Here is a 19,854-nt window from a genome sequence, read left to right as displayed (position 1 = left end):
GGAATCTGTTACGGTTTAGTGCGTTTCAACGCTCCACTGGTCAGCGGAAACGGACTGTGATGCGGATCGATTTTGCTCGGTGCACGACACGACTGACGGGGACGCTCATCGCGTTCACCGTTGCTTCGCTGTCGGTTACGGCGGGGGTGGCCGGCGCGGAAGACGGTACACCCACCACGCCGTCGACGCAGGTAGCTATCGCGGCGTGTCCGGCGTTGTACGCCTTGGGGATTCAGGGGACGGGCGAGTCGTCACCCGACGCGGCGCCCAGCACCGACACCGGGATGCTGTCGACGGTGTTCCGCCCGATGCTGGCCGGTGCCGCCGACGCGGGACTCGTCGATCGCGCGTACGTGCCCTACGAGGCGGGTTTCGGCGGTGCGGTGCAGGGCGGCGCGGTGCCGTACACGGAATCGGTGGCGGGCGGTTTGGAGCGGCTTCGCTCGATGGCGACCCAGGTCGCTCAGCGATGCCCGGATACCCGAATCGCGGTCGTCGGGTATTCCCAAGGCGCCCACGTTGCCTCGCTGTTCGCCCAGGAGGTCGGCGCGGGCGCTGGCGTGTTGTCCGCGGACAAGGTCGCCGCGGTCGCGTTGTTCGCCGACCCGACCCGCGGCGAGAAGGCACCGCTGTTCCCCGGCGCGCCCGACCGGAGCGCACCACTCGCGGCTCCGGGCACCTCCGGCGCGGCACTGGCCGCCATCGGCGAGGTGCGCCAGGGCGTCGCCTCCGGCGGTGGCCTCGGACCGCAAAGCGACCAGACCGGCGACTTCGGCAAACTCACCGGTCGCGTCGCAAGCTTTTGTGCCACAGGCGATCTCGCGTGTGATGCTCCGCAAGGCGCGCCGATCGTGCGGGCGGTCACCAACCTCATGAGCCAGTCGAAACTCTCTGGTGGCGACCCGATCGGTTCGCTCACCTCGATCGCGCAGGCGCTGGCGTTCACCTCCATCAAAACCGCCACCGCGGTGGCCGAGGAGGACATCTCCGGCAGCACCCTCGCCGATGTGTCGCTCTCTCCGCAGAAGTCGATCTCGCAGCGACTGTCCGACGCCTCCGACCCGAGCAGCGAGCTCGACGTGAACGCCGCGTACCGAGCGCTGCTGAAGGTCGGCATGATCGGCCTGAACGCTGTCGCGACCGTGGTGAAGACGATGATCAATCCTGCCGCTATCAGCGAATTGGCCACGGCCACACTGTCGAATCCACTGGCCGGGCTGACGCTGCTCGGCACGAAACTGGCAGGCGCGGTCCCGCAACTCGTGCCGCCGACCACCGGGGTGCGACTGGTCAACGAGGCGTTCACCGCGGTCCAGCAGAACGTCACCGACAATGCCGAACTCCTCGATGTCACCACCTGGGTGCGTTACTGGCACACGATGCAGCGCCATGACGCCTACTCGCGCATGGGCGTCGGCGCCGGCGGTGCGACCCCGACGCAGTACGTCGGCGCGTGGTTCGCCGCGCTCGCCCGCGATGTGGCCGGTGTTTCGGAGAAGGGAACCGTACCGGTCGGCGGGTCCGACTCGCGTGGAATGGGAATATTCCAGAGCCCGACCGGCGCGTCTACGACAACCAAACCCTCCGGTGGGGGACAATTTCCGTTCGGGACAGGAGCCGATGGCGCCTCATCCGGCGGCGCGACGACTCCGCCTGCCGCGACACCCGTAACCACCGCACCCACCACCCGTCCGTTCTCTGTGAACTGATCACCGAGAGGTCTTCGATGCGAACTGTGCCCGGCGCCGTGGAAAGGGGGGAATGTTGAAGTCGTACAACGAATTGTCGCGCTGGTACTCGGCGCTGGAGCCCGAGACCGATGCCGGTGCCCCCGCGCGCCCGGACACCACCGACCCGGTGGCAGGCGACGACGACAGCATCGACCGATATCCGGACAGCCCCGACCCTGCGCCGATGCCGGATTCCGGCACGGTGGGGGAGCGTCTGCCGGAGCAGTTCGGTCTCGCCCTCGACGATCAGCCGACCGGCACCGGCGCCGCGCACGACAGGGGCCGAGAAGAGCAGCCGAAAGTTGTCGGCGACCAACACGGCTGGAACGTCGAGACGGCTTCGACAGTCGGCAGCAAGGACGGCTGGGACGCCGGGTCCCCGGCATCCGGATCCGCCGACTTCGGCGCCTCCGAGTACGAGAAGCGGCCGTACCCGGACGAGCCTGCTCCGACGCCCCTCGCGCAACTGGCCGGACGGCGTAGCGACTTCACCGGCGGCTGGTCAGATTGGGTCGCCGAGCCCGCGCCAGGGCCCGACGACGACTACGACGCCGAACTCGTCCAGTTCCCCTGGCGGGACGCCGACGCCGACGAATACGACGACGCCCGCGTGCTCGAACCTTCGGGCGCCCTGCGCGCGAACCGGAAACGCCAGCGCGCCTGGGTGGTCCTCGCGATCTCGGTTCTCGTGCTCGTCATCGCGGCGACCGGCGTGTTCTTCCTGCTGTTCGGCCGCGCCGACGGCAACACCGCCCGCGACACCGCCCCGCCGCTGCACTTCACCGCGGGCAACCTGACCGCCGACACCGCGGGCTCGTGCCCGACCGAACGCACCGAGATCGTGTTGCGCAGCGCCGAAGCGGGCGGCACCGACTCGGGTCCGGACGCCGTTCTTGCCTTCCAGTACGCCTACTACGTGACCAGATCGGGGGCGCAGGCCAGAGCGGTGGTCACTCCCGACGCCGACGTCTCGCCTGCCGCCGTGATCCAGCGCGGCATCGACACCATCCCGGTGGGGACCACCCACTGCGTGCGGATCACCACTGTCGCGGCGGACCGGTTCACGGTGGAGGTCACCGAGTTCCGGCCCGCGGGCGCACCGGCCACCTACACCAAGCAATCGGTGCGGACCGCGCTGGTCGGCGATCGCACGCTCATCACGGGCATCGCGGCAGGGTAAGGAGAGGCGATGACAGACGACTGGAGCCGATGGCTCGACGAGGCCCCCGAGGGGGGCCCGTCCGATGACCTTGCGCGTGATCCGGCTCCGGTGGTGCGGTTGCGGCGGCGCAACGGAGAACGACGTGACGGCACCCGCAGGCCGATCCTGGTGGTCGGCGGCTGCGGCGGTGCGGGCACCACGACGACCGCGCTCGGCCTGGCCGCCGAACTGGTCACCGCGGGTGCGACGACCGTGGCGGTCGACGCGACCGCCGCGGGCAGCGACATCGCCCTGCGCGGCGCCGACAAGCACCTGCACCCGGTGAACCTGCAGTCGTGGGTGTACGGCCGCGGCGACGACGAACCGGCACCACTGGAAGACTGCCTTTCCCGTTCGACCTCCGGTTTCGGACTGCTCTGGCGCGACGCCACCCCGCTGCGCCGCCGCGCGACATTCCTCACTGTCGCGCGTGCGCTCGACACCGGTGGGTACACGGCGGTGTACGACGGCGGCAACCCGATTGCCGGACGGCAACTGCGGCCACTGCTCGACGACGCCGATATTGCCCTTGTGCTCGCCATTCCGGCCCGCGTCGACGCCGCCAACCGGCTGCGGGTCACCCTGGAATGGCTCGACGACCACTACGGCGACGACGGCGCGGGCGTGGTCGCCGATACCACCATTGTTGTCTCGCACCAGTATTCGCACGACGACTCGCGCGTTGCGGAGCATTTGCGCGAACACCTGTCCGGCTGGGTGCGTGAGGTCGTCGAGATCCCCTACGACCCGCATCTCGCGCGCGGGGAACTCGTTCGCCATGCCGAACTGGCCGAGACGACACGTTCGGCGTATGCGAGCTTGCTCGCGGGGGTGGCATCATGACGGCAGCCATGAATCTTCGTCGTCGTCGTGAACCGGACGCCCCCGCCGGTGTAGTCGCGCCGCCAGAATCGCTGCGCGCCAAGATCTGGGAGCGCCCGGTGCCGGGGGTGGGCCGGGCGCCGCTGGTGTGGTTGCTCGGCGTGCACGGTGGCGCGGGCGCGACCACGCTGTCGCACGTGCTCGCCCCCGCCGCCGACGCGCGCGGGCGCTGGCCCGGTGTGTTCGATCGCGAATCCCCCTATGTCGTCCTGGTCGCCAGGGAAACGATCTCCGGACTCACCCGCGCGCACGATCTGCTGCGCCAGCACCACGCGGGGCTCGCGGGTCCGGCGCTGGTGCTCGGCCTGATCACCGTGGCCGCGCGCCCCGGCCGGATGGCACCGGAGATCCGGCGGTACCGGGAGGTGGTCGGCTCGCTGGCCGGGCACGTCTGGCAGGTGCCGTGGTTCGAGGAATGGACTCTGGTGGAGTCCGATGTGCTTCCGGTGTGGTCGCCGGGCGACGAGGTGGCGGTCAAGAAGCGCCGCCCCGACCCGCTCGACGAAGTGCCGGTCGAAATCGGTGACCTCGGTACCGAGGTGGTCGCCGCGATTCGCACGAGTCTCGGCGCACCCGCGTCGGGCGAGGGTCGATCATGAACGCCGGGCGGTTCGCCGGTCGGTGGTGTACAAACGTGTGTCGTCGTCGAAGTGTTTGTGGCACAACACCTTTACTGTGGGAGAAAGGCACCCGATGAGCATGCTCCTCCTCGCCGTGCAGGACACGTACGGCACCGTGCTGGCCCAGGTCGGTAACCCGACCCCGGAGGCTCCTCCCGGCTCGGAGAAGATCCTGCAGCTGGTGCGTTACCTGACCTGGTTCGTGCTGCTGTCGGGCATCTGCGGCATCACCTACGCGGGCGGCAAGTTCGCGTGGGAGCGCTGGACCGGTGGTGGTCTCGAGTCGCCGAAGATGGTGGCCGGCGCGATGATCGGTGGCGTCGTGGCGACCAGCGCAGGCACGATCATGAGTGCGGTCATCGGTTAGTGATCACCATGCTCGCCTACAAACAGATCCCGGCCGATGTCTTGGCGCCGCTGATGCAGTTGCTCAACTGGCTGCTCTGGTTCGTCCTGCTGTCGTGCCTGGCCTGGATGATCCTGTCGGCGGGTCGATTGTGGATCGCGTTCCGCAGCGACCTGGCGGTCAACGACGCCTCGCACGGCGTCCTGATGAGTTTGATCGGTGCCTCGGTCGCCAGTACCGCGTCCGCGATCGCGCTGGCTTTCCTGCCGGCATGAATTCCACAGTGAAACGACCGGTTGCGGTCGGTATCGCGTTGCTCGCCGCAGCCGTCGGCTGCGGTGGCGGCGATACCGGCCCCGAGCTGGCAGCCGCCCCGACCGGGGTGGGCTGGCAGGACTATCAGGGCATCTCCCTGCCGCACACCGATCAGGGCCCGAAAACGGTGAGCCAGGGCGCCGCGACGGGTTTCGAGCATTCCCCGCGCGGGGCCGGGCTGGCGGCACTGACCCACACCATCCGGTTGTCGGTGGCACCGGACAATCAGTGGGCCCAGGTGGTGAACGCCGAACTCGTCCCGGGACCGGCGCGCGACGAGTGGGCGATCAACCGAGTACAGCTCTCGATCACCGGACCCGCCACGGCGGAGTACGCGCCGAAATTGTTGGGTTACAAAATTACCGAATATCGTGACGAGGCAACGACAGTCGACGTCTACACCGAATACTCCGACCGGTCACGGGCGGTGAACCACACCACGGTGAGCTGGTACGGCGGAGACTGGCGACTGCAGTTACCCGATCCGAGCTCGCTCGACCGGCCGGTCGACCCGATCGGCGAACTACCGCAAGACATCGTGACATTGGAGGCACCACAGTGAGCGAGAAGGAGCCGGGCACGCGCGACCGCGCGTCCTTCGGCATGATCGCCTCCGGTGCCCTGCTCGCGCTGATCATGGTCGTCGGCGCCGTCGTGTACTTCACTCGCGACGGCGACAGCCCGGTCGACAACGCGCCACCGCCCGCCCAGGCCGCGGGTGGAACGGGTTTCGCCGAACCCGATGTCGACCTGCTCGGCAGGCGGGTGGACATCCCGAACAACCCGGCGGGTCAGCCGCTGGCCCAGGAACCGGGTACGCAACGTACCGCCGCGGACCCGGATTGGCTGACCGGCGCGCCGGAGGGCACCACGAAACCGCATGGCTGGCAGCGTGTCTACGGCGCGTCGGTGCCGTTCTCCACCTCCGACGGGCCGTCGCGGATCGAAGACGGACTCGCCGTCGGCTACGCGCGCACCCCGCAGGGCGCCGCGCTGGCCGCCGCGCAGATCACCTACCGGCTCAACGCCCGCCCGGGCGACCGCGACCTGTACGTGACGCAATTGCGGGTCAGCACAGCCCAATTGGCCGCCTACGACTCCGCCCTGTCGGGTGACAGGCTGCCTGCGCAGCAGCCGAAGAAGGTGACCCAGTACTTCGTGGCCTCCGACGCGTTCAAGATCGACGACTTCGCCGACGACCTGGCGATCGTGCGGCTGGCATCGCGCGGCCCGGTGATCGACGGCAAGCAGCTCTATGCCGCCATCCGGTTGATCGTGGTATGGGACGCCGGTGACTGGCGGCTCAAACCGTCGACGACAGCAAATACCCAGACCGAGTACGTGGAATCGCTGGCGGGGTGGACGACATGGTGATCGAGGTACAGCACAGCCCGGATCGATTCCGCGCGGACCATCGAGGGGTGCCAACAATGCTGAGGCGGATCGTCACCATCTTCGCGGTGATCTTCACCGTCATGCTCGCGACGCCGACGGTCGCGATGGGTCAGACCTACGGTTTCGACGAGGCGTGCAACGAACTGCACGACACCCTCGACAGCGTCGCCATCCCGGGCGTCTCGCTCGGTGACGCGGCCTCGGCGGTCTGTAAGGCAGGCAATGCCGGCTCCCATCCCGACCAGGCGGCCACCGCCATCAAGGACAAGGCGTGGGATTCCACCTTCGGCAAGGTGGTCGACTCGCTGATGAAGGGCCTCGGTGAGGCGCTGATCCTGGCGTTGACCTTCTGGATGAAGGTGCCCAACGAGGCGGTGAGCGACTCGGGCGCACTGTTCACCAAGATCAACGACTACACCTATCAGATCCAGATATTGCTGTTGATCGCCTCGGTGATCATCACCGGCGGCAGATTGGCCGAAGCCAGACGTGGGGCGGCCGTGAGCGAGGCCGCCGAATCGTTCCGCCTGTTCGCCAGAGTGGTGTTCAGTTCGTGGATGCTCGGCGCGGTGATCGTGGCAGGCACACGGGCCTCGGACAAGTTCTCCGAGTGGATCATCACCGACGCCACCGGCGGCAATGCCAAGAACATGGCCGAGTTGATGGTGAAAACGTCGAAATTGCAGGCCTTTTCGCCGGGCCTCGTGCTGATCATCGCCATCGTCGGCCTGCTCGGCGCGCTCGCCCAGATCGTGCTGGCCATCGTCCGGCAGGGTCTGCTTGTGGTCGCCGCGGGTGTGTTGCCGCTGGCTGCCGCCGCGTCGGCGACCGGGACCGGTAAGCAGTCGTATCAGAAACTGGTCGGCTGGATCATCGCGTTCATGCTGTTCAAACCGGTGGCCGCGATCGTGTACATGATCGCGTTCACCACGGCGGGACACGTCGACGAGACCACCGAGTCCGGCGGGTTGCCCAGCGGTGAGGACGCGCAGCGGATGTTGGTCGCGCTGGTGCTGCTGTGCAGCGTGGCGTTCGTGCTGCCGGCGCTGATGCGCTTGGTCGCCCCCGCGGTCGCCACCGTCGGCACCGGCGGTTCGGGTCTGATGGTGGCCGGTGGTGCGGCGGTCGGCGCGATGGCGCTGGGTGCGATCGGTACCAAGGCCGTGGCCTCCCGGCCCGCGGCGGCGCCCGGTACGGCGGGCTACTTCGGTAGTGGCGGTGCGGGTCAGCGGCCACCCGGGCCCGGCGGCAACGGCGGTGGCGGTGGCGGCGCGGCGCGACCGACACCACCACCACGTGGGGGTGGTTCCGCGCCACCGGCGACCACCAGTTCGGGCTCGGTGCCCGCGGGGGCACGCAATGTGGCGGCCGCGCGGACCGCGGCCAACACCACCGCGCGCGCGGACCAATCGATGGGCGACGTCGCCGGTGACCGCTGGGCGAATCGTTCACCCGACCTCGGCAGGAGCACGATTCCGCGATGACCACCTCGGCGACCGACACCTACGAGCGCCGCTCGTACGGGCTGTGGCAGAAACCGCGCAGCGCGGGCCTTTTCGGCCTGCGCTGGGAAGAGACCGTGATCGGTTTCGTCGTGGTGATCACGGCACTGATCTGCGCGATGGTCGGTGGATTCAAATGGGGCTTCATCGTCGGCGGGCTCGGCGCGCTGGTGATGGTGCCCCTGGTGTGGCGGACGGGGGGCCGCTCGGGCTATGAGACGGGACTGATGATGTTCAACTGGAGGCGCTCGCGCAACAACGGCGAGCACGTGTATCGCGGTGGCCGGTTCTCCCGGATCCCCGGCGGTGTCACGAAACTGCCGGGGCTGCTCGCGCCGTCGAAGCTCTACGAAGGCATCGACGCCGGTGGCTATCACTTCGGGATGATCCATCTACCCGCGTTCGCGCAGTACACCGTGGTGTTGCGGGCCTGGCCGCAGGGGCACGAGGCGGTGGACCAGCCGGTGATCGATCGCTGGGTCGCGGCCTGGGGCACCTTTCTCGCCTCGGTCGGGCAGACCAGCGACATCGTCGCGGTGGTGCCGGTGATCGACACGGTGCCCGAGACCGGAAACCGTTTGCTCAACGAGGTTTCCACGATCACCCGCCCCGAAGCTCCCGAGCTGGCCCAGCAGGTGATGTACGAGCTGGCCACCGAATTGCCGCAGGAGCGTGTGCAATTGCTGCCACGGGTGGCGATCACGTTCAAGGCTACGACCGCCGAGCGCCGCAAGAACCCGGCCGAGGAAGCGGTGGAGATCGGGCGCAGGCTGCCCGGTATCTGCGCCGCGCTGGCCGAGGCGGGCGTGCGGGCGCAGCCGATGTCGGCGGAGGAGGTCATCTCCTTCATCCGCCGCAGCTACGACCCGGCCTCGCAGGCCGACCTCGAGGTGGCCGCGGCCGACCCCGGCGGGCACGGTCTCGGGTGGGACGACGCGGGTCCGGTGTCCTACGACGAGAAATGGGATCACCTGATCCACGACGGTGGCCGCTCGGTGACCTGGGAGATGGACGCGGCGCCCGAGGGCGCGGTGGACGAGCGGGTCCTGCAGCGACTGCTCGCGCCCAATCCCGAAGTGCCACGCAAACGCATCGCGATCGTCTACCGGCCGCACTCGGCCGCCGATGCCGCCGAGATCGTCGACGACGACTTCAAGAACGCGCTCGTCGCGCAGCAGAGCGAACGCGGCGTGGTGTCGGCGGCGGCGACGCTGCGGGTCGGCGCCACCCAGCAGGCGCGTGAGGAACAGGCACGCGGACACGGTGTCACCCGGTTCGGCGCGCTGGTCACCATCACCGAACCGCTACGCGGTGACCTGCCCCGGATCGAGGCCATCACCCGTGACCTCTCCACGCAGGCCCGGCTCAAGATCCGGCGCTGCTACCGGTACCAGTCCGCGGCGTTCGCGGCCTCGCTCGGTTGCGGCGTGATCCTGCCCGAACACGCGACCATTCCGAAGGCATTGGCGGGGTGAGGCGATTATGGGACGCGACTACGAACCCCCGGTGCGCGATCGCGACGACGTCGCGTTGCGCCCGGTCCACCGGCCGCCGCGCATCCGCGGCGAACGCGAGCCACGGCCCGCGGGGAGCGCGCCGCGCGTGAGCGACGACGTGCTCGGTCTCGACGAGCGCACCGAACGCGACGAGCGGGACTCGGCGCGGGGATCACGCACGACCGAAGAGCGCCCGCCGGGCGAGCGCAGGTCGCGTGAGGAACCGCGTGGCGACCGCGGCCGACCGGCGCGACCGCGTGAGGAACCGCGCAGGCCGCGGGCGGACGAGGACGGTCGCGTTCGTCCCCGTGGTGACGAGATGCGCGGTCGCGGTGACGGAGGGCGGGCCGCGGGCCGCGAAGGTGCGGGGGAGCGGCGCACTCGGCGCCCGCGTCCCGATGCCGAGCGGGCCGCCAGGGCGCGGGCCGAACGGGGGCTGCGCGAGGAAGACCACGGCCCACGCCGGGAACACGAACGCCCCCAGGGTGATCCGCGCGGGCGGCCGAAGCAGGCCGAACCGAAGCTGACGAAGAAGAAGGCGCGCCCGGCGAAGGCGGTGCGCGCGGTGCGCGCCGACGATGCCGCCGATCGGGCGATGGGCTCGGGACGGTCCGCGAAATCGGCCAAGCCGGACCGGCGTCCGCAAGGTCCCTCGCTGCTCGACGACACCACTCGCGCCCGCTACGAGATGATCGCCCGCGAGCAGTCCGGCCTGCGCGCGGCCTGGGCGACCTTCCGCATCCACACCGACGACCTGCGCCGCAACAACGCCCAGGCCCGCACCGACGCCGTCGTCAAGGACGGATTCGACCGCACCACCGCCGAATTGACCGATCGTGGTTACTCGGGCGCGGGCGGCGGCAAGATGAACGTGGTCGGCCGCCCGGTCGAGTACCGGGCCACCACCGCCCAGGTCGCCGGCCTGTGGCCGTGGTCGGTCGGTGCCGGTGCGCCGCTGATCGGCACCCCGCTCGGCTCGCACCTGCACACCGGCGCGCCGGTCTGCTTCGATCCGATGAACTGGTTCATGCGTGGCAGTTTCATCACCGCGCCCAGCCTGTTCGTGTTGGGTCTCAACGGTTTCGGCAAGTCCTCACTGGTGCGCCGGATCGTGCTCGGCGGCATCGCCCAGGGCATCACCCCGCTGATCCTGGCCGACGTGAAACCCGACTACCGCAAGATGGTCGAACTCGTCGGTGGTCAGGTGATCGACCTCGGCTACGGGCACGGCAAGCTGAACCCCCTCGCCGCGGGCGTGCTCGGTTCGGTCGTGCCGCGCCTGGAAGACAAACCCGCCCTGCAACGTCAGGTGCTGCAGGACCTGCGGGCCAGGCAGGTGACGTTGATCGCGGGCCTGGTGGAACTGGTCCGCGGCGCACGCGTGGCCGACTTCGAGGAAACGCTGATCGCCACCGCGCTGCGCATCCTCTACCAGCCCGGCGGCTTCACCCCCGACAAGCCGCCCATCATGGAGAACCTCCTGGAGGTGATCGTCCGCGGCGGCGCCGAACTGATGCTCGACGCGGGCGCCGACAATCCCGACGAATTCCAGAACGCGATCAAGGGCCTGCGCCGATCGCTGCGCGCGCTCACCCAGGGCCCGTTCGGCGCGATCTTCAACGGCCAGACCAGTGTTCCCATCGACACCAGCGCCGTCGCGGTGTGCATCGATGTCTCGCACATCCCCAGCGGCGACAAAAAGCTCAAAGCCGCGGTCATGCTGGCCTGCTGGGCCGACGGGTTCGCCTCCGTCGAAGCCGCGCACGTGCTGGCCGACGCCGATCTCGGCCCACAGCGCTACTTCCAGGTGGTGATGGACGAGCTGTGGCAGGTGCTCGGGCTCGGTGACTTCATGGTCGATCGCGTCGACGAACTGACCCGTCTGCAGCGTGGTCTCGCCACCGCGCTGATCATGATCAGCCACACCATCAAGGACCTGCAGGCGCTGGGGTCGGACGCCGCGATCGCCAAGGCCATCGGCTTCCTGGAACGCGCGCGCGCCAAGATCTTCGGTGCGCTACCCGCCGAGGAGATCAGCAGGCTCGACTCCACGGTGCCGTTCACCTCCGCCGAACAGGAGATGGTGACCAGTTGGTCGGCGCCACAGGCACTCACCGGTGAGGCGCTCAAGCCCGGTCAGCAGCGGCCGTCGCCACCCGGTACCGGCAAGTTCCTGTTGAAGGTCGGCGAGGATCGCCGGCCCGGTATTCCTTTTCACATGGAGTTCACGGTGTCGGAGCGAGAAAGCGGAATCCACGACACGAACCAGCGCTTCAGCGAGTTCGGCGACAACCCACGTGGCACGCCGGACTATTCGAACGGGAGTGAGTAGGGAAATGATGCCGCACCGGTCCTATCGCCGGGTCTCGCCGGAGGTCCGCAATGCCGCCGTCGCCCAGGTGGTGGCGCTGACCGACAAGTTGCGCAGCGAATCGGAGGCCTGCCGAATGGTCGCCGAACAGATCGGCGTGCACGCCAATTCGGTGCGCAACTGGGTGCGCGCGACCCAGGATCCGAGCCTGGACCGGATGGACGCCACCGCGCTACGTCGCAAAGTGGCGCTGCTGCAACAACAGCTGGCCGCCGCCGCGGAGATGAACCGCACGCTCGCCGACACGCTCAACGAGTCCCGGCGCCGCACATGACCGCCGCCGCGGCGGACGTTGCGCGAGTCGGCGCCCGGCGCGGAACGCGGGGAGGCGGCCGGTGAACGTCCGCACGATCATGATGACGGCGCTCGGCTCGATCATCGGATTGGTGGCACTGGTACTGGTGATCGTGCTGCCGTCCTCGGACGAGACCTGCGAAACCGGCGACGTGCTGGACGGGTCGGCGGTGCCGACGCTGCCCGAACTCGGTGGTGATAATCGCGCCGGCGCGACCAGCGCTGCCGCGCCGACCTCGAATCCGGCGGTCAGCGGTACGCCGTCGCTGGCCGCGGGTGTCGGGCCGTTACGCCGCACGCTGCCGCTGGAGACCGGAACCTTCACCATCTCCGATGTGTACGGGTCACGCGGTGGCGACCACAAGGGCATCGACATGGCCGCCGCCGACGGGACCACGATCTACTCGGTGTCCGACGGTCGAGTCGTCGCCGCCGGTGCCGCTTCGGGTTTCGGCAACTGGATCGTCGTCGATTCCGTCGACACCAACGGCCGCGCCTACTCCGCGGTCTACGGCCACATGTGGGACGCGGGCGTCAAGGTGCGGACCGGCCAGACGGTGACCGCGGGCCAGCCGATCGGGATGGTCGGTTCCGCGGGCGAATCCAGTGGCCCGCACCTGCATTTCGAGATCGTCCCCGGCGGCCGGTTCACCGGCGGTCGTCAGATCGACCCGATGCCGTGGCTCGACGGCGCACCCACCCCGGATGTCGGTGGCGCGCGAGCATTTTCGAGCGACCCGAACTGTGTGCGCGGATTCGGCAGCGCCGGTGGGGCGTTGGCCGACGGGAAGGTGCCCGCCGAACTCGAGATCTGGTATCGCCGCGCGGGCACGGTGTGCCCGGAGATCTCGTCGTCGCTGCTGGCCGCGCAGGCCAAGCAGGAGTCGGGATTCCGGCGCGGACTCACCTCGCCCGCGGGTGCCCAGGGCCTGGCCCAGTTCCTGCCCGGCACCGCGGCGAGTATCAATCCCGACGACGGTCAGCCCTACATCATCGATGCCGACGGCAACGGTTCCGCCAGCGTGTGGGACGACGGCGACGCGATCATCGGCCAGGCTCGTTACATGTGCTCGATCGCCCACAAGATCGCGGGTTGGATGGCGGCGGGGCGCGTCTCGGGCGACCTGACCGCACTCACCCTGGCCGGTTACAACGCCGGCGAGGGCGCGGTGCTGACATCAGGGGGCATGCCGAATCAGTATGCGGCGCACTTCTCCGAGACCCGGCCCTACGTCACCAACATCTTGTCGATGGAACCGCAGTACCGGGCGCCCGGCGCGCAGGGACGGTTCACGCCGGGGGAGGGCAGCGACGGGGAACAGATCGTCGAGGCCGCGCACGACTGGCTCGGCACCCCGTACGTGTGGGGTGGTGGTGGCGTGCAGGGTCCGAGCAGTGGGGGCTTCGACGGGCCGGGACTGACCGCGGCGGCGGTGTTCGCCGCGTCCTCGGGCGCGGTCACGCTGCCGCGCACCGCCGAACAGCAGTGGGAGGCAGGGCGGGAGGTCTCGATCGCGAAGGCGGCGGCCGGTGATCTGGTGTTCAGCGGATTCGGGCGGCGAGGGCCGACACAGGTCGGGATCTATTCGGGTAACGGTCAGGTGATCCAGTCGGTGCCGCCGACGAGCGAGCGCGGTGGTGGCGGTGTCGCCGAGGTGGCGGTGCCCGGCGACGCACGGGCGAGGAGGGTGTTGTGAGCGCGCGACCAGCGATAACCTGGTGGGAGAGAACACGAATCCGCACAACCCCGGCGGTGATGCTCGTGGCAGTCCTGGTCTCGGTTTCCGCCTGCGGTGGCGACGCCGAACCGACACGCCCCGAGGCCACCTCCACGACGCGCCTGCTCGAAGCCGCCGCCGACCCGACCACGCCTGACGGTGTCGCGGTGGTTGCGCTGCGCGAGGTCTACACCTGGAAACCCGCGACCGAACAACCGGGATCCTCGCTGCAGCGCGCGCGAGAATGGCTGGGGCCCAGCATGATACGTATGCTGGACAGTTCGATCGGCGCCACCGACACCCCGAAACCTTCGCTGCAATGGGCCGACTGGGCGAAGGCGAAGGCGCACGTCGACGCGTTCACCTTCGCGTCCGGTGAGCCCGCGCCCCCGAGCGCGGATCCCACTGTCGCGCAGTACAAGATCGGCATCGAACAAACGGTCGTCTACCCGAACGGACGCACCGAAGCCCTACCGCCGAGCACGGTCATCGCGACCGTGGTGCAGACGCCACAAGGCTGGCGCCTCGACGCGTTCCGCTGACCACCCACCACGTCCACACAAAGGAGGCACCCGTGGCGAAGAAGAAGGTGACGGATCCGGCCGCGGTCGGACCCGATACGACACTGATCATGATCGTGTTCGGCTTCGCGGCGCTGTTCACCCTCGCCGGCGCCCTGCACCTGGGCAACGCGTTATCGGTGGTGCCGCAGAACATTCCGGCCAACCCGATCGCGGTGGTCGCCGACCTGGCGCGCGGGAAGTTGCAGTGGCCGCGCGCGTCGACGGTGATCGTGCTGCTGGTGATCGCGGCGGCGGTCGCCTTTGTGGTGATCCGGAAGAAGCTGAAGAAGCGCGCGGGTGCTGGGCGATTGGCGGTGGACGACAAGGCCGATTACATGGGCAGTGGTAGCGCGATCGCGTCGATCACCGAGTCCGGGGTCAGGGAGAAGGCGAAGGATCTCGGCGTCCGGCTCGGCTCCGATGACGCGCCCGGTGTGCCGATCGGGATCGCCGTCGCCGACGGCACGCCACTCTACGGCTCCTATGAAGACCTGCACCTCGACATCTGGGGACCGAGGCAGGGCAAGTCCACCTCGCGCGTGATCCCGGCGATCCTGTCGGCGATCGGGCCGGTCTTGGCGACATCCAATAAACGCGACGTGGTCGACGCGACCCGCAATGTCCGAGAAGCCAAGGGCAGCGCCACATTTGTCTTCGACCCGCAAGGTGTCGCCGGCGAACGGCCGACCTGGTTCTGGGATCCGCTGGCGTGGGTCGATCACCGCCGGGAAGGCTGCGAGATGCGGGCGGTGCGGTTGGCAGGCCACTTCGCCGACGCCGAGATCGGCGCCGGCGCCGACGACGGTGACAGCTTTTTCGGGCCGGAGGCGGAGGATCTGCTCGCGGCGCTCTTTCTCGCAGCCGCGATCGCGGGCAAGCCGATCACGCAAGTGTGGGAGTGGGTAACCACGCCGCAGAACAACGAGGCGATTCAGATCCTGCGCGATGTGGGCCACCATTACCTCGCGTCCGGTTTGGCCATGCAGTACAACGCCGAACAGCGCACCAAGGGTGGCACCTTCGCCTACGCCAAGAAGATGATTCGCTGCTTGCAGTTGTCGAACATCCATCCCTGGATCACCCCCGGCAGCGACTCTCGTCGGCAGTTCGACGAGCTCGAGTTCATCGAACGCAACGGCACCCTGTACTCCCTGTCGCTCGAAGGGCGCGGATCAGCGGCCCCGCTGGTCAGCGCGCTCACCGAAGCCGTCATCGATGTGGCGATGCGCAAAGCGTCGCAGTCCTCCGGTGGGCGGCTACCGATCCCGCTGCTCGCGGTGCTCGACGAGGCCGCCAACGTGGTGCGCTGGAAGGATCTCCCCAAGCAGTACAGCCACTTCGGCTCGCGCGGCATCGTGGTGATGACGGTGCTGCAGTCGTGGGCACAGGGGGCGCGCTGCTGGGGTGAGGATGGAATGAGCGCCCTGTGGTCGGCGGCCAACATCAAGGTCCTCGGCAGCGGTGTCGATGACATGGCGTTCCTGCGCGACCGCTCCGAGGCGATCGGCGAGTACGACTCGATCTCGTCGTCGATGTCGCAGTCGGGCAACAGCAAGAGCTACTCGCGCTCGCTCAGCTCATCGGTGACCTTCACCCCACAGGGTCTGGCGACCTTGCCACGCGGTCGCGCGGTGGTGTTCACCTCCGGTCAGCCTGCCGTGCTCGTGCGGACGGTGCCCTGGTGGGAGTCCGAATATGCGGCCGCGGTCAAGGAGTCGATCGAGTACAACGATCCGACACGCAAGACGCGCATCGACGATCTGTTCGGGACGCCGACGTTAGCGAAATCCATTCCGCCGGACGAGATCGGTGAAGTCGAGGAGGTCAAGCCACTGTGAGCGATGATATTTCGGGTACGGACAAGCAAGCGGTCTATACCGGCGTGACCGAGTTCGTCGGCGAGTACTTGAGCCAGCTCTATCAGCGTCAGGTCACCGATATCAGCGACACCGTGTGGTGTCCTGAATGGTGGCGCCATCCCGAGGCCGCCGTGCGCCTCGATGCGCTGTGGCAGGCATGGGAGTACTACCGGATGAAGGGTGGTCCCGGTATCAGCGTGTGGTTCCTCGAACATGCCGACCCGCACATGACCAAACTGTTCGACCCGCGTGGGCCGTTCAAGTACTGCAGTGTGCGCAACGGACACAAGGAAATGCTCTCCTCGTTGCCGTTGAAGAAGCCGGACCAGGGACAGTGGACCGAACCGGAAAACGGTCTCTGGGACAAAGGCACTACGCCGGGCGGCTAGCGACGTACCAGGGCTCGGCGGTACCTGCGTAGTGCCGCCGAGCTCAGCTTCGCCGTTCGATCCCGCGTTCGATCCCCAGTTCGATCCCGAGCTCCGGGCCACGCGCCCGTACCTGCGGAGTCCGCGCGGCGGCATCACGCAAGCGGATCGCGTCATCGGGCGAGATGCCGTGGCCCATCTCGACCAGCATCCGTACCTGGCTCAATTCCGGGGCGACGCCTGCGCGCTGTAGATGTGCCGCGATCGCCGCGCGCCGCTCGGTGGAGTCATAGTTCGCCGGCTGTCCGGCGCCACTCGCGGCGAACGGAGACCCCGCGTCCTTGTTCAGGCTGATGCCGCGCGTCTCGACCCCGCGTGTCTCGATGCCGCGTGATTCGATCGTCCGCGACCCCATCGACATCATCTGGACGAGTTCGATATTGCGCGGATCCTTGGCTTTCAGATCGCGCGCCTCGCGGACCTGCAGCTCGCGCGCTTCCTTCATCTTGGCCTCGATCGCCTTCGCGCGGGACTCGGCCTCTTTCTGACCGTGTTCACGCGACTTGAGGGCGACCAGGGTGGCCATCTGCAGCATAGTGCGCATCATGGACGCCGTTTCGCTGCCGATGTCGTCGAGTTCCGCCATGACTGCTCCCGATGCTGCTGTGGAAGTGGACATCTGAGCCTACCGCGCGAAGGATACGGTGCGATGTCAGGCAGGGCGGGCAGGTGGGGAGAAAATCCCCGGTGAGCGGGTTGCCGGCCGGATCAATCGTAGGGTTGCCTAGCCTCTGATGATCTTCTTCGCACGTCGGAGCCCGAAAACCGGAAACGGACCGGACACACCAGGGTGTCCGGTCCGTGATCGTCGCTGTGAAAAGGCGGTGTCAGCCCACCTTGACAGAGTTGAACGAGATCGGGATGGCCGGGCCGCCGTCTTCCTGACCGCCCTTCACGCCACCGCCCGCGACCTTGTCCAGCGTGGCCAGACCGGCCTCGTCGATCGTGCCGAAGATGGTGTAGTTCGGCGGCAGCTGCGTGTCACCGAAGACCAGGAAGAACTGGCTGCCGTTGGTGCCCTTGCCGTCCGGTGAGGTGCCCGCGTTGGCCATGGCGACCAAGCCGCGCTTGTAGTTCACCGGCTGCGACTCCAGTGCCGGGTCGCCGGGCGCGAACAGGTCGGTCGGGTATTCGTTGTCGAAGCTGTAGCCGGGGCCGCCCTTGCCGGTGGCCGTCGGGTCACCGCACTGCAGGATGCCGAAGCCCGGCGTCGCCACGATGCGGTGGCAGCTGGTCTTGTCGAAGTAGCCCTGCTGGGCCAGGCTCACCATCGAGTTGACCGTGCACGGTGCCTGAGCGCTGTTGAGCGACAACCCGATCGGGCCCTGCGTCGAATCGATCGCCACCTTGACCTCGGGGCCATCGGTCGCCACCGACGTCGTGGCCGGCGCTGTGACCGGCTTGGCGGGCGGCTCCTGGCCCACCGGGTAGCTGCAGTCGACGGTCGCGGGCTTGGCCGCGGGCGGCGGCGGACCGGGGATGTCGAGGGGGGTGTTGACGAACTGGGTCGTCGGCACCGCCGAGGACGACTCGGCGTTCGCTGCCTCGCTGTCGTCGCCCTTGGTGAGGAAATACACGCCCGCCGCGGCGGCCGCGACGACTATCACACCCAGTACCGAGCCCGCGATCGTCAAGCGCTTGCGCTTCTTCTCCTGCTCGGCCCGTCGTGCCAGCTGGCGCTCCAGCTTGCGCTTGGCCGCCGCCCGTCGCTGTTCGTTACTCGGCACTACCGCGTTCCTCCCGTGTCGTCAGGTTCGTCTAGAGGGTAACCGGTTGGACGCGGACCCCGCCCGTGGGGAAAACTGGACCATCGTGACCAAGACCAGCAGCTTCACGGCCCCGAAGGGGGTCCCCGACTACCTGCCGCCCAGCTCGGCCGAGTTCGTCGCCGTGCGCGACGGCTTGATCCACGCCGCCCGACTCGCTGGGTACGGGCATGTCGAGCTGCCGGTATTCGAACAGACCGCCTTGTTCGCCCGGGGTGTCGGCGAGTCGACCGACGTGGTCAGCAAGGAGATGTGGACCTTCGCCGACCGCAACGGCGAGAGTTTCACGCTGCGCCCCGAAGGCACTGCCGGGGTGATGCGCGCGGTGATCCAGCACGGTCTGGACAAGAGTGGTCAGCTGCCGGTGAAGCTCTGCTACGCCGGACCGTTCTTCCGGTACGAGCGCCCGCAGGCCGGTCGGTACCGGCAGCTGCAGCAGGTCGGCATCGAGGCGATCGGCATCGACGATCCGGCCCTTGACGCCGAGGTCATCGCGATCGCCGACGCCGGATTCCGTTCGCTGGGCCTGGACGGTTTCCGCCTCGAGATCACCTCGCTCGGTGACGAGACGTGCCGTCCGCAGTACCGCGAGCTACTCCAGGAGTTCCTGCGTGGACTGCCGCTGGACGAGGAGACGCAGCGTCGCGCCGAGATCAACCCGCTGCGCGTGCTCGACGACAAGCGGCCGGAAGTGCGTGAGCTGACCGCGAACGCGCCGCTGATGATCGACCACCTCTCGGAGTCGGCGAAGGCCCACTTCGATCAGGTGCTCGCCCACCTCGACGCGCTCGGCGTGCCGTATGTGGTGAACCCGCGGATGGTGCGCGGGCTGGACTACTACACCAAGACCACGTTCGAATTCGTGCACGACCAGCTCGGCGCGCAGTCGGGCATCGGCGGCGGCGGGCGCTACGACGGGCTGATGGCCGAACTCGGCGGACAGCCGCTGTCGGGCATCGGCTTCGGGATCGGTGTCGACCGGACCGTGCTGGCGCTGGCGGCCGAGGGCAAGTCGGCGGCTGATCCGGCGCGCTGCCAGGTGTACGGCGTGGCGCTCGGTGACGAGGCCAAGGCGAAACTGGTCGCGCTGGCCGGTGAACTGCGCGCCGCCGACATCAGTGTCGACCTGGCCTACGGTGGCCGCGGAATGAAGGGCGCGATGAAGGGCGCCGACCGGTCGGGGGCGAAATACACGCTCGTGCTCGGCGATCGCGATCTCGCCGAGAACACGATCGGCGTCAAGGAGATGGCGACCGGCGAGCAGCGGTCCGTTCCGCTCGACGGCGTCGTCGGGGTGCTGCGTGCGGAGCTCGGGCGCTGAGTGCATGATCGGGTGCTGACTCGGGGCTCGGCAGTAGGTCGCTGAGC

At 68.5% G+C, this 19,854-nt stretch carries 19 protein-coding genes; 17 read left to right on the top strand and 2 right to left on the bottom strand.

Going from position 1 to position 19,854, the window contains the following annotated elements:
• Positions 1–59 precede the first annotated feature (59 nt).
• From ACWZHB_RS16875 to ACWZHB_RS16800, 16 genes are all read left to right on the top strand, one after another.
• Positions 60–1,709 (top strand): cutinase family protein, encoded by a 1,650-nt coding sequence (locus tag ACWZHB_RS16875; RefSeq protein WP_427908877.1) that lies wholly within the window; start codon positions 60–62, stop codon positions 1,707–1,709.
• 52 nt (positions 1,710–1,761) lie between these two features.
• On the top strand, positions 1,762–2,910 hold the full coding sequence (locus tag ACWZHB_RS16870) for a hypothetical protein (protein ID WP_427908876.1): 1,149 nt from the start codon (positions 1,762–1,764) through the stop codon (positions 2,908–2,910).
• A gap of 9 nt (positions 2,911–2,919) precedes the next feature.
• Complete coding sequence (locus ACWZHB_RS16865) at positions 2,920–3,774, top strand: MinD/ParA family ATP-binding protein (protein ID WP_379293129.1); 855 nt, start codon at positions 2,920–2,922, stop codon at positions 3,772–3,774.
• Positions 3,771–4,412 (top strand): hypothetical protein, encoded by a 642-nt coding sequence (locus ACWZHB_RS16860; RefSeq protein ID WP_427908875.1) that lies wholly within the window; start codon positions 3,771–3,773, stop codon positions 4,410–4,412. Before ACWZHB_RS16865 ends, ACWZHB_RS16860 begins: the two co-directional genes overlap by 4 nt.
• Before the next feature lie 94 nt (positions 4,413–4,506).
• Positions 4,507–4,800, top strand: a complete 294-nt coding sequence (locus ACWZHB_RS16855; RefSeq protein ID WP_056815437.1) for a hypothetical protein — start codon at positions 4,507–4,509, stop codon at positions 4,798–4,800.
• 8 nt (positions 4,801–4,808) lie between these two features.
• Positions 4,809–5,054: a hypothetical protein gene (locus ACWZHB_RS16850; protein WP_427908874.1), complete on the top strand. Its 246-nt coding sequence runs from the start codon at positions 4,809–4,811 to the stop codon at positions 5,052–5,054.
• Positions 5,051–5,656 (top strand): hypothetical protein, encoded by a 606-nt coding sequence (locus ACWZHB_RS16845; RefSeq protein ID WP_427908873.1) that lies wholly within the window; start codon positions 5,051–5,053, stop codon positions 5,654–5,656. The genes ACWZHB_RS16850 and ACWZHB_RS16845 overlap by 4 nt, the downstream gene beginning before the upstream one ends.
• A complete protein-coding gene (locus ACWZHB_RS16840; RefSeq protein WP_427908872.1) occupies positions 5,653–6,468 on the top strand; it encodes a hypothetical protein in 816 nt (271 codons plus the stop codon). The genes ACWZHB_RS16845 and ACWZHB_RS16840 overlap by 4 nt, the downstream gene beginning before the upstream one ends.
• Before the next feature lie 56 nt (positions 6,469–6,524).
• A complete protein-coding gene (locus ACWZHB_RS16835) occupies positions 6,525–7,973 on the top strand; it encodes a hypothetical protein (protein ID WP_427909189.1) in 1,449 nt (482 codons plus the stop codon).
• Positions 7,970–9,466 carry an SCO6880 family protein gene (locus ACWZHB_RS16830; protein WP_301901530.1) on the top strand — a complete coding sequence of 499 codons (1,497 nt, stop codon included), beginning with the start codon at positions 7,970–7,972 and terminating at the stop codon, positions 9,464–9,466. The genes ACWZHB_RS16835 and ACWZHB_RS16830 overlap by 4 nt, the downstream gene beginning before the upstream one ends.
• Positions 9,467–9,473: 7 nt before the next feature.
• Positions 9,474–11,819, top strand: coding sequence for a hypothetical protein (locus ACWZHB_RS16825; protein WP_427908871.1), 2,346 nt, complete (start codon positions 9,474–9,476; stop codon positions 11,817–11,819).
• The gene (locus tag ACWZHB_RS16820; protein WP_427908870.1) at positions 11,812–12,132 is read left to right on the top strand and encodes a transposase; all 321 of its coding nucleotides are present in this window, start codon (positions 11,812–11,814) and stop codon (positions 12,130–12,132) included. Before ACWZHB_RS16825 ends, ACWZHB_RS16820 begins: the two co-directional genes overlap by 8 nt.
• A gap of 61 nt (positions 12,133–12,193) precedes the next feature.
• On the top strand, positions 12,194–13,849 hold the full coding sequence (locus tag ACWZHB_RS16815; RefSeq protein WP_427908869.1) for a peptidoglycan DD-metalloendopeptidase family protein: 1,656 nt from the start codon (positions 12,194–12,196) through the stop codon (positions 13,847–13,849).
• A 59-nt stretch (positions 13,850–13,908) separates the two neighbouring features.
• Complete coding sequence (locus ACWZHB_RS16810) at positions 13,909–14,412, top strand: hypothetical protein (RefSeq protein WP_427908868.1); 504 nt, start codon at positions 13,909–13,911, stop codon at positions 14,410–14,412.
• 32 nt (positions 14,413–14,444) lie between these two features.
• A complete protein-coding gene (locus tag ACWZHB_RS16805; protein WP_427908867.1) occupies positions 14,445–16,271 on the top strand; it encodes a type IV secretory system conjugative DNA transfer family protein in 1,827 nt (608 codons plus the stop codon).
• On the top strand, positions 16,268–16,681 hold the full coding sequence (locus ACWZHB_RS16800; RefSeq protein WP_427908866.1) for a DUF4913 domain-containing protein: 414 nt from the start codon (positions 16,268–16,270) through the stop codon (positions 16,679–16,681). Before ACWZHB_RS16805 ends, ACWZHB_RS16800 begins: the two co-directional genes overlap by 4 nt.
• 43 nt (positions 16,682–16,724) lie before the next feature.
• Here the strand turns inward: ACWZHB_RS16800 and ACWZHB_RS16795 are convergent, their stop codons facing one another.
• The gene (locus ACWZHB_RS16795) at positions 16,725–17,339 is read right to left on the bottom strand and encodes a hypothetical protein (protein WP_427908865.1); all 615 of its coding nucleotides are present in this window, start codon (positions 17,337–17,339) and stop codon (positions 16,725–16,727) included.
• 208 nt (positions 17,340–17,547) lie between these two features.
• The gene (locus ACWZHB_RS16790; protein WP_427908864.1) at positions 17,548–18,447 is read right to left on the bottom strand and encodes a peptidylprolyl isomerase; all 900 of its coding nucleotides are present in this window, start codon (positions 18,445–18,447) and stop codon (positions 17,548–17,550) included.
• Between the two features lie 85 nt (positions 18,448–18,532).
• Between ACWZHB_RS16790 and hisS the strand changes: the two genes are divergently transcribed.
• The gene (gene hisS, locus ACWZHB_RS16785) at positions 18,533–19,807 is read left to right on the top strand and encodes a histidine--tRNA ligase (RefSeq protein ID WP_427908863.1); all 1,275 of its coding nucleotides are present in this window, start codon (positions 18,533–18,535) and stop codon (positions 19,805–19,807) included.
• Positions 19,808–19,854 lie beyond the last annotated feature (47 nt).

It is taken from the genome of Nocardia sp. FBN12 (genome assembly GCF_054031145.1).
Note: the sequence above shows the minus strand (reverse complement) of the source record. Positions and strands in the feature narration are given on the sequence as shown.

What these genes read in the sequence shown, in the direction of transcription:
- ACWZHB_RS16875 (WP_427908877.1), top strand. Translation starts at nt 60, where the DNA reads ATGCGGATCGATTTTGCTCGGTGCACGACACGACTGACGGGGACGCTC.
- ACWZHB_RS16870 (WP_427908876.1), top strand. Translation starts at nt 1,762, where the DNA reads ATGTTGAAGTCGTACAACGAATTGTCGCGCTGGTACTCGGCGCTGGAG.
- ACWZHB_RS16865 (WP_379293129.1), top strand. Translation starts at nt 2,920, where the DNA reads ATGACAGACGACTGGAGCCGATGGCTCGACGAGGCCCCCGAGGGGGGC.
- ACWZHB_RS16860 (WP_427908875.1), top strand. Translation starts at nt 3,771, where the DNA reads ATGACGGCAGCCATGAATCTTCGTCGTCGTCGTGAACCGGACGCCCCC.
- ACWZHB_RS16855 (WP_056815437.1), top strand. Translation starts at nt 4,507, where the DNA reads ATGAGCATGCTCCTCCTCGCCGTGCAGGACACGTACGGCACCGTGCTG.
- ACWZHB_RS16850 (WP_427908874.1), top strand. Translation starts at nt 4,809, where the DNA reads ATGCTCGCCTACAAACAGATCCCGGCCGATGTCTTGGCGCCGCTGATG.
- ACWZHB_RS16845 (WP_427908873.1), top strand. Translation starts at nt 5,051, where the DNA reads ATGAATTCCACAGTGAAACGACCGGTTGCGGTCGGTATCGCGTTGCTC.
- ACWZHB_RS16835 (WP_427909189.1), top strand. Translation starts at nt 6,525, where the DNA reads ATGCTGAGGCGGATCGTCACCATCTTCGCGGTGATCTTCACCGTCATG.
- ACWZHB_RS16830 (WP_301901530.1), top strand. Translation starts at nt 7,970, where the DNA reads ATGACCACCTCGGCGACCGACACCTACGAGCGCCGCTCGTACGGGCTG.
- ACWZHB_RS16825 (WP_427908871.1), top strand. Translation starts at nt 9,474, where the DNA reads ATGGGACGCGACTACGAACCCCCGGTGCGCGATCGCGACGACGTCGCG.
- ACWZHB_RS16810 (WP_427908868.1), top strand. Translation starts at nt 13,909, where the DNA reads ATGCTCGTGGCAGTCCTGGTCTCGGTTTCCGCCTGCGGTGGCGACGCC.
- ACWZHB_RS16795 (WP_427908865.1), bottom strand. Translation starts at nt 17,339, where the DNA reads ATGTCCACTTCCACAGCAGCATCGGGAGCAGTCATGGCGGAACTCGAC.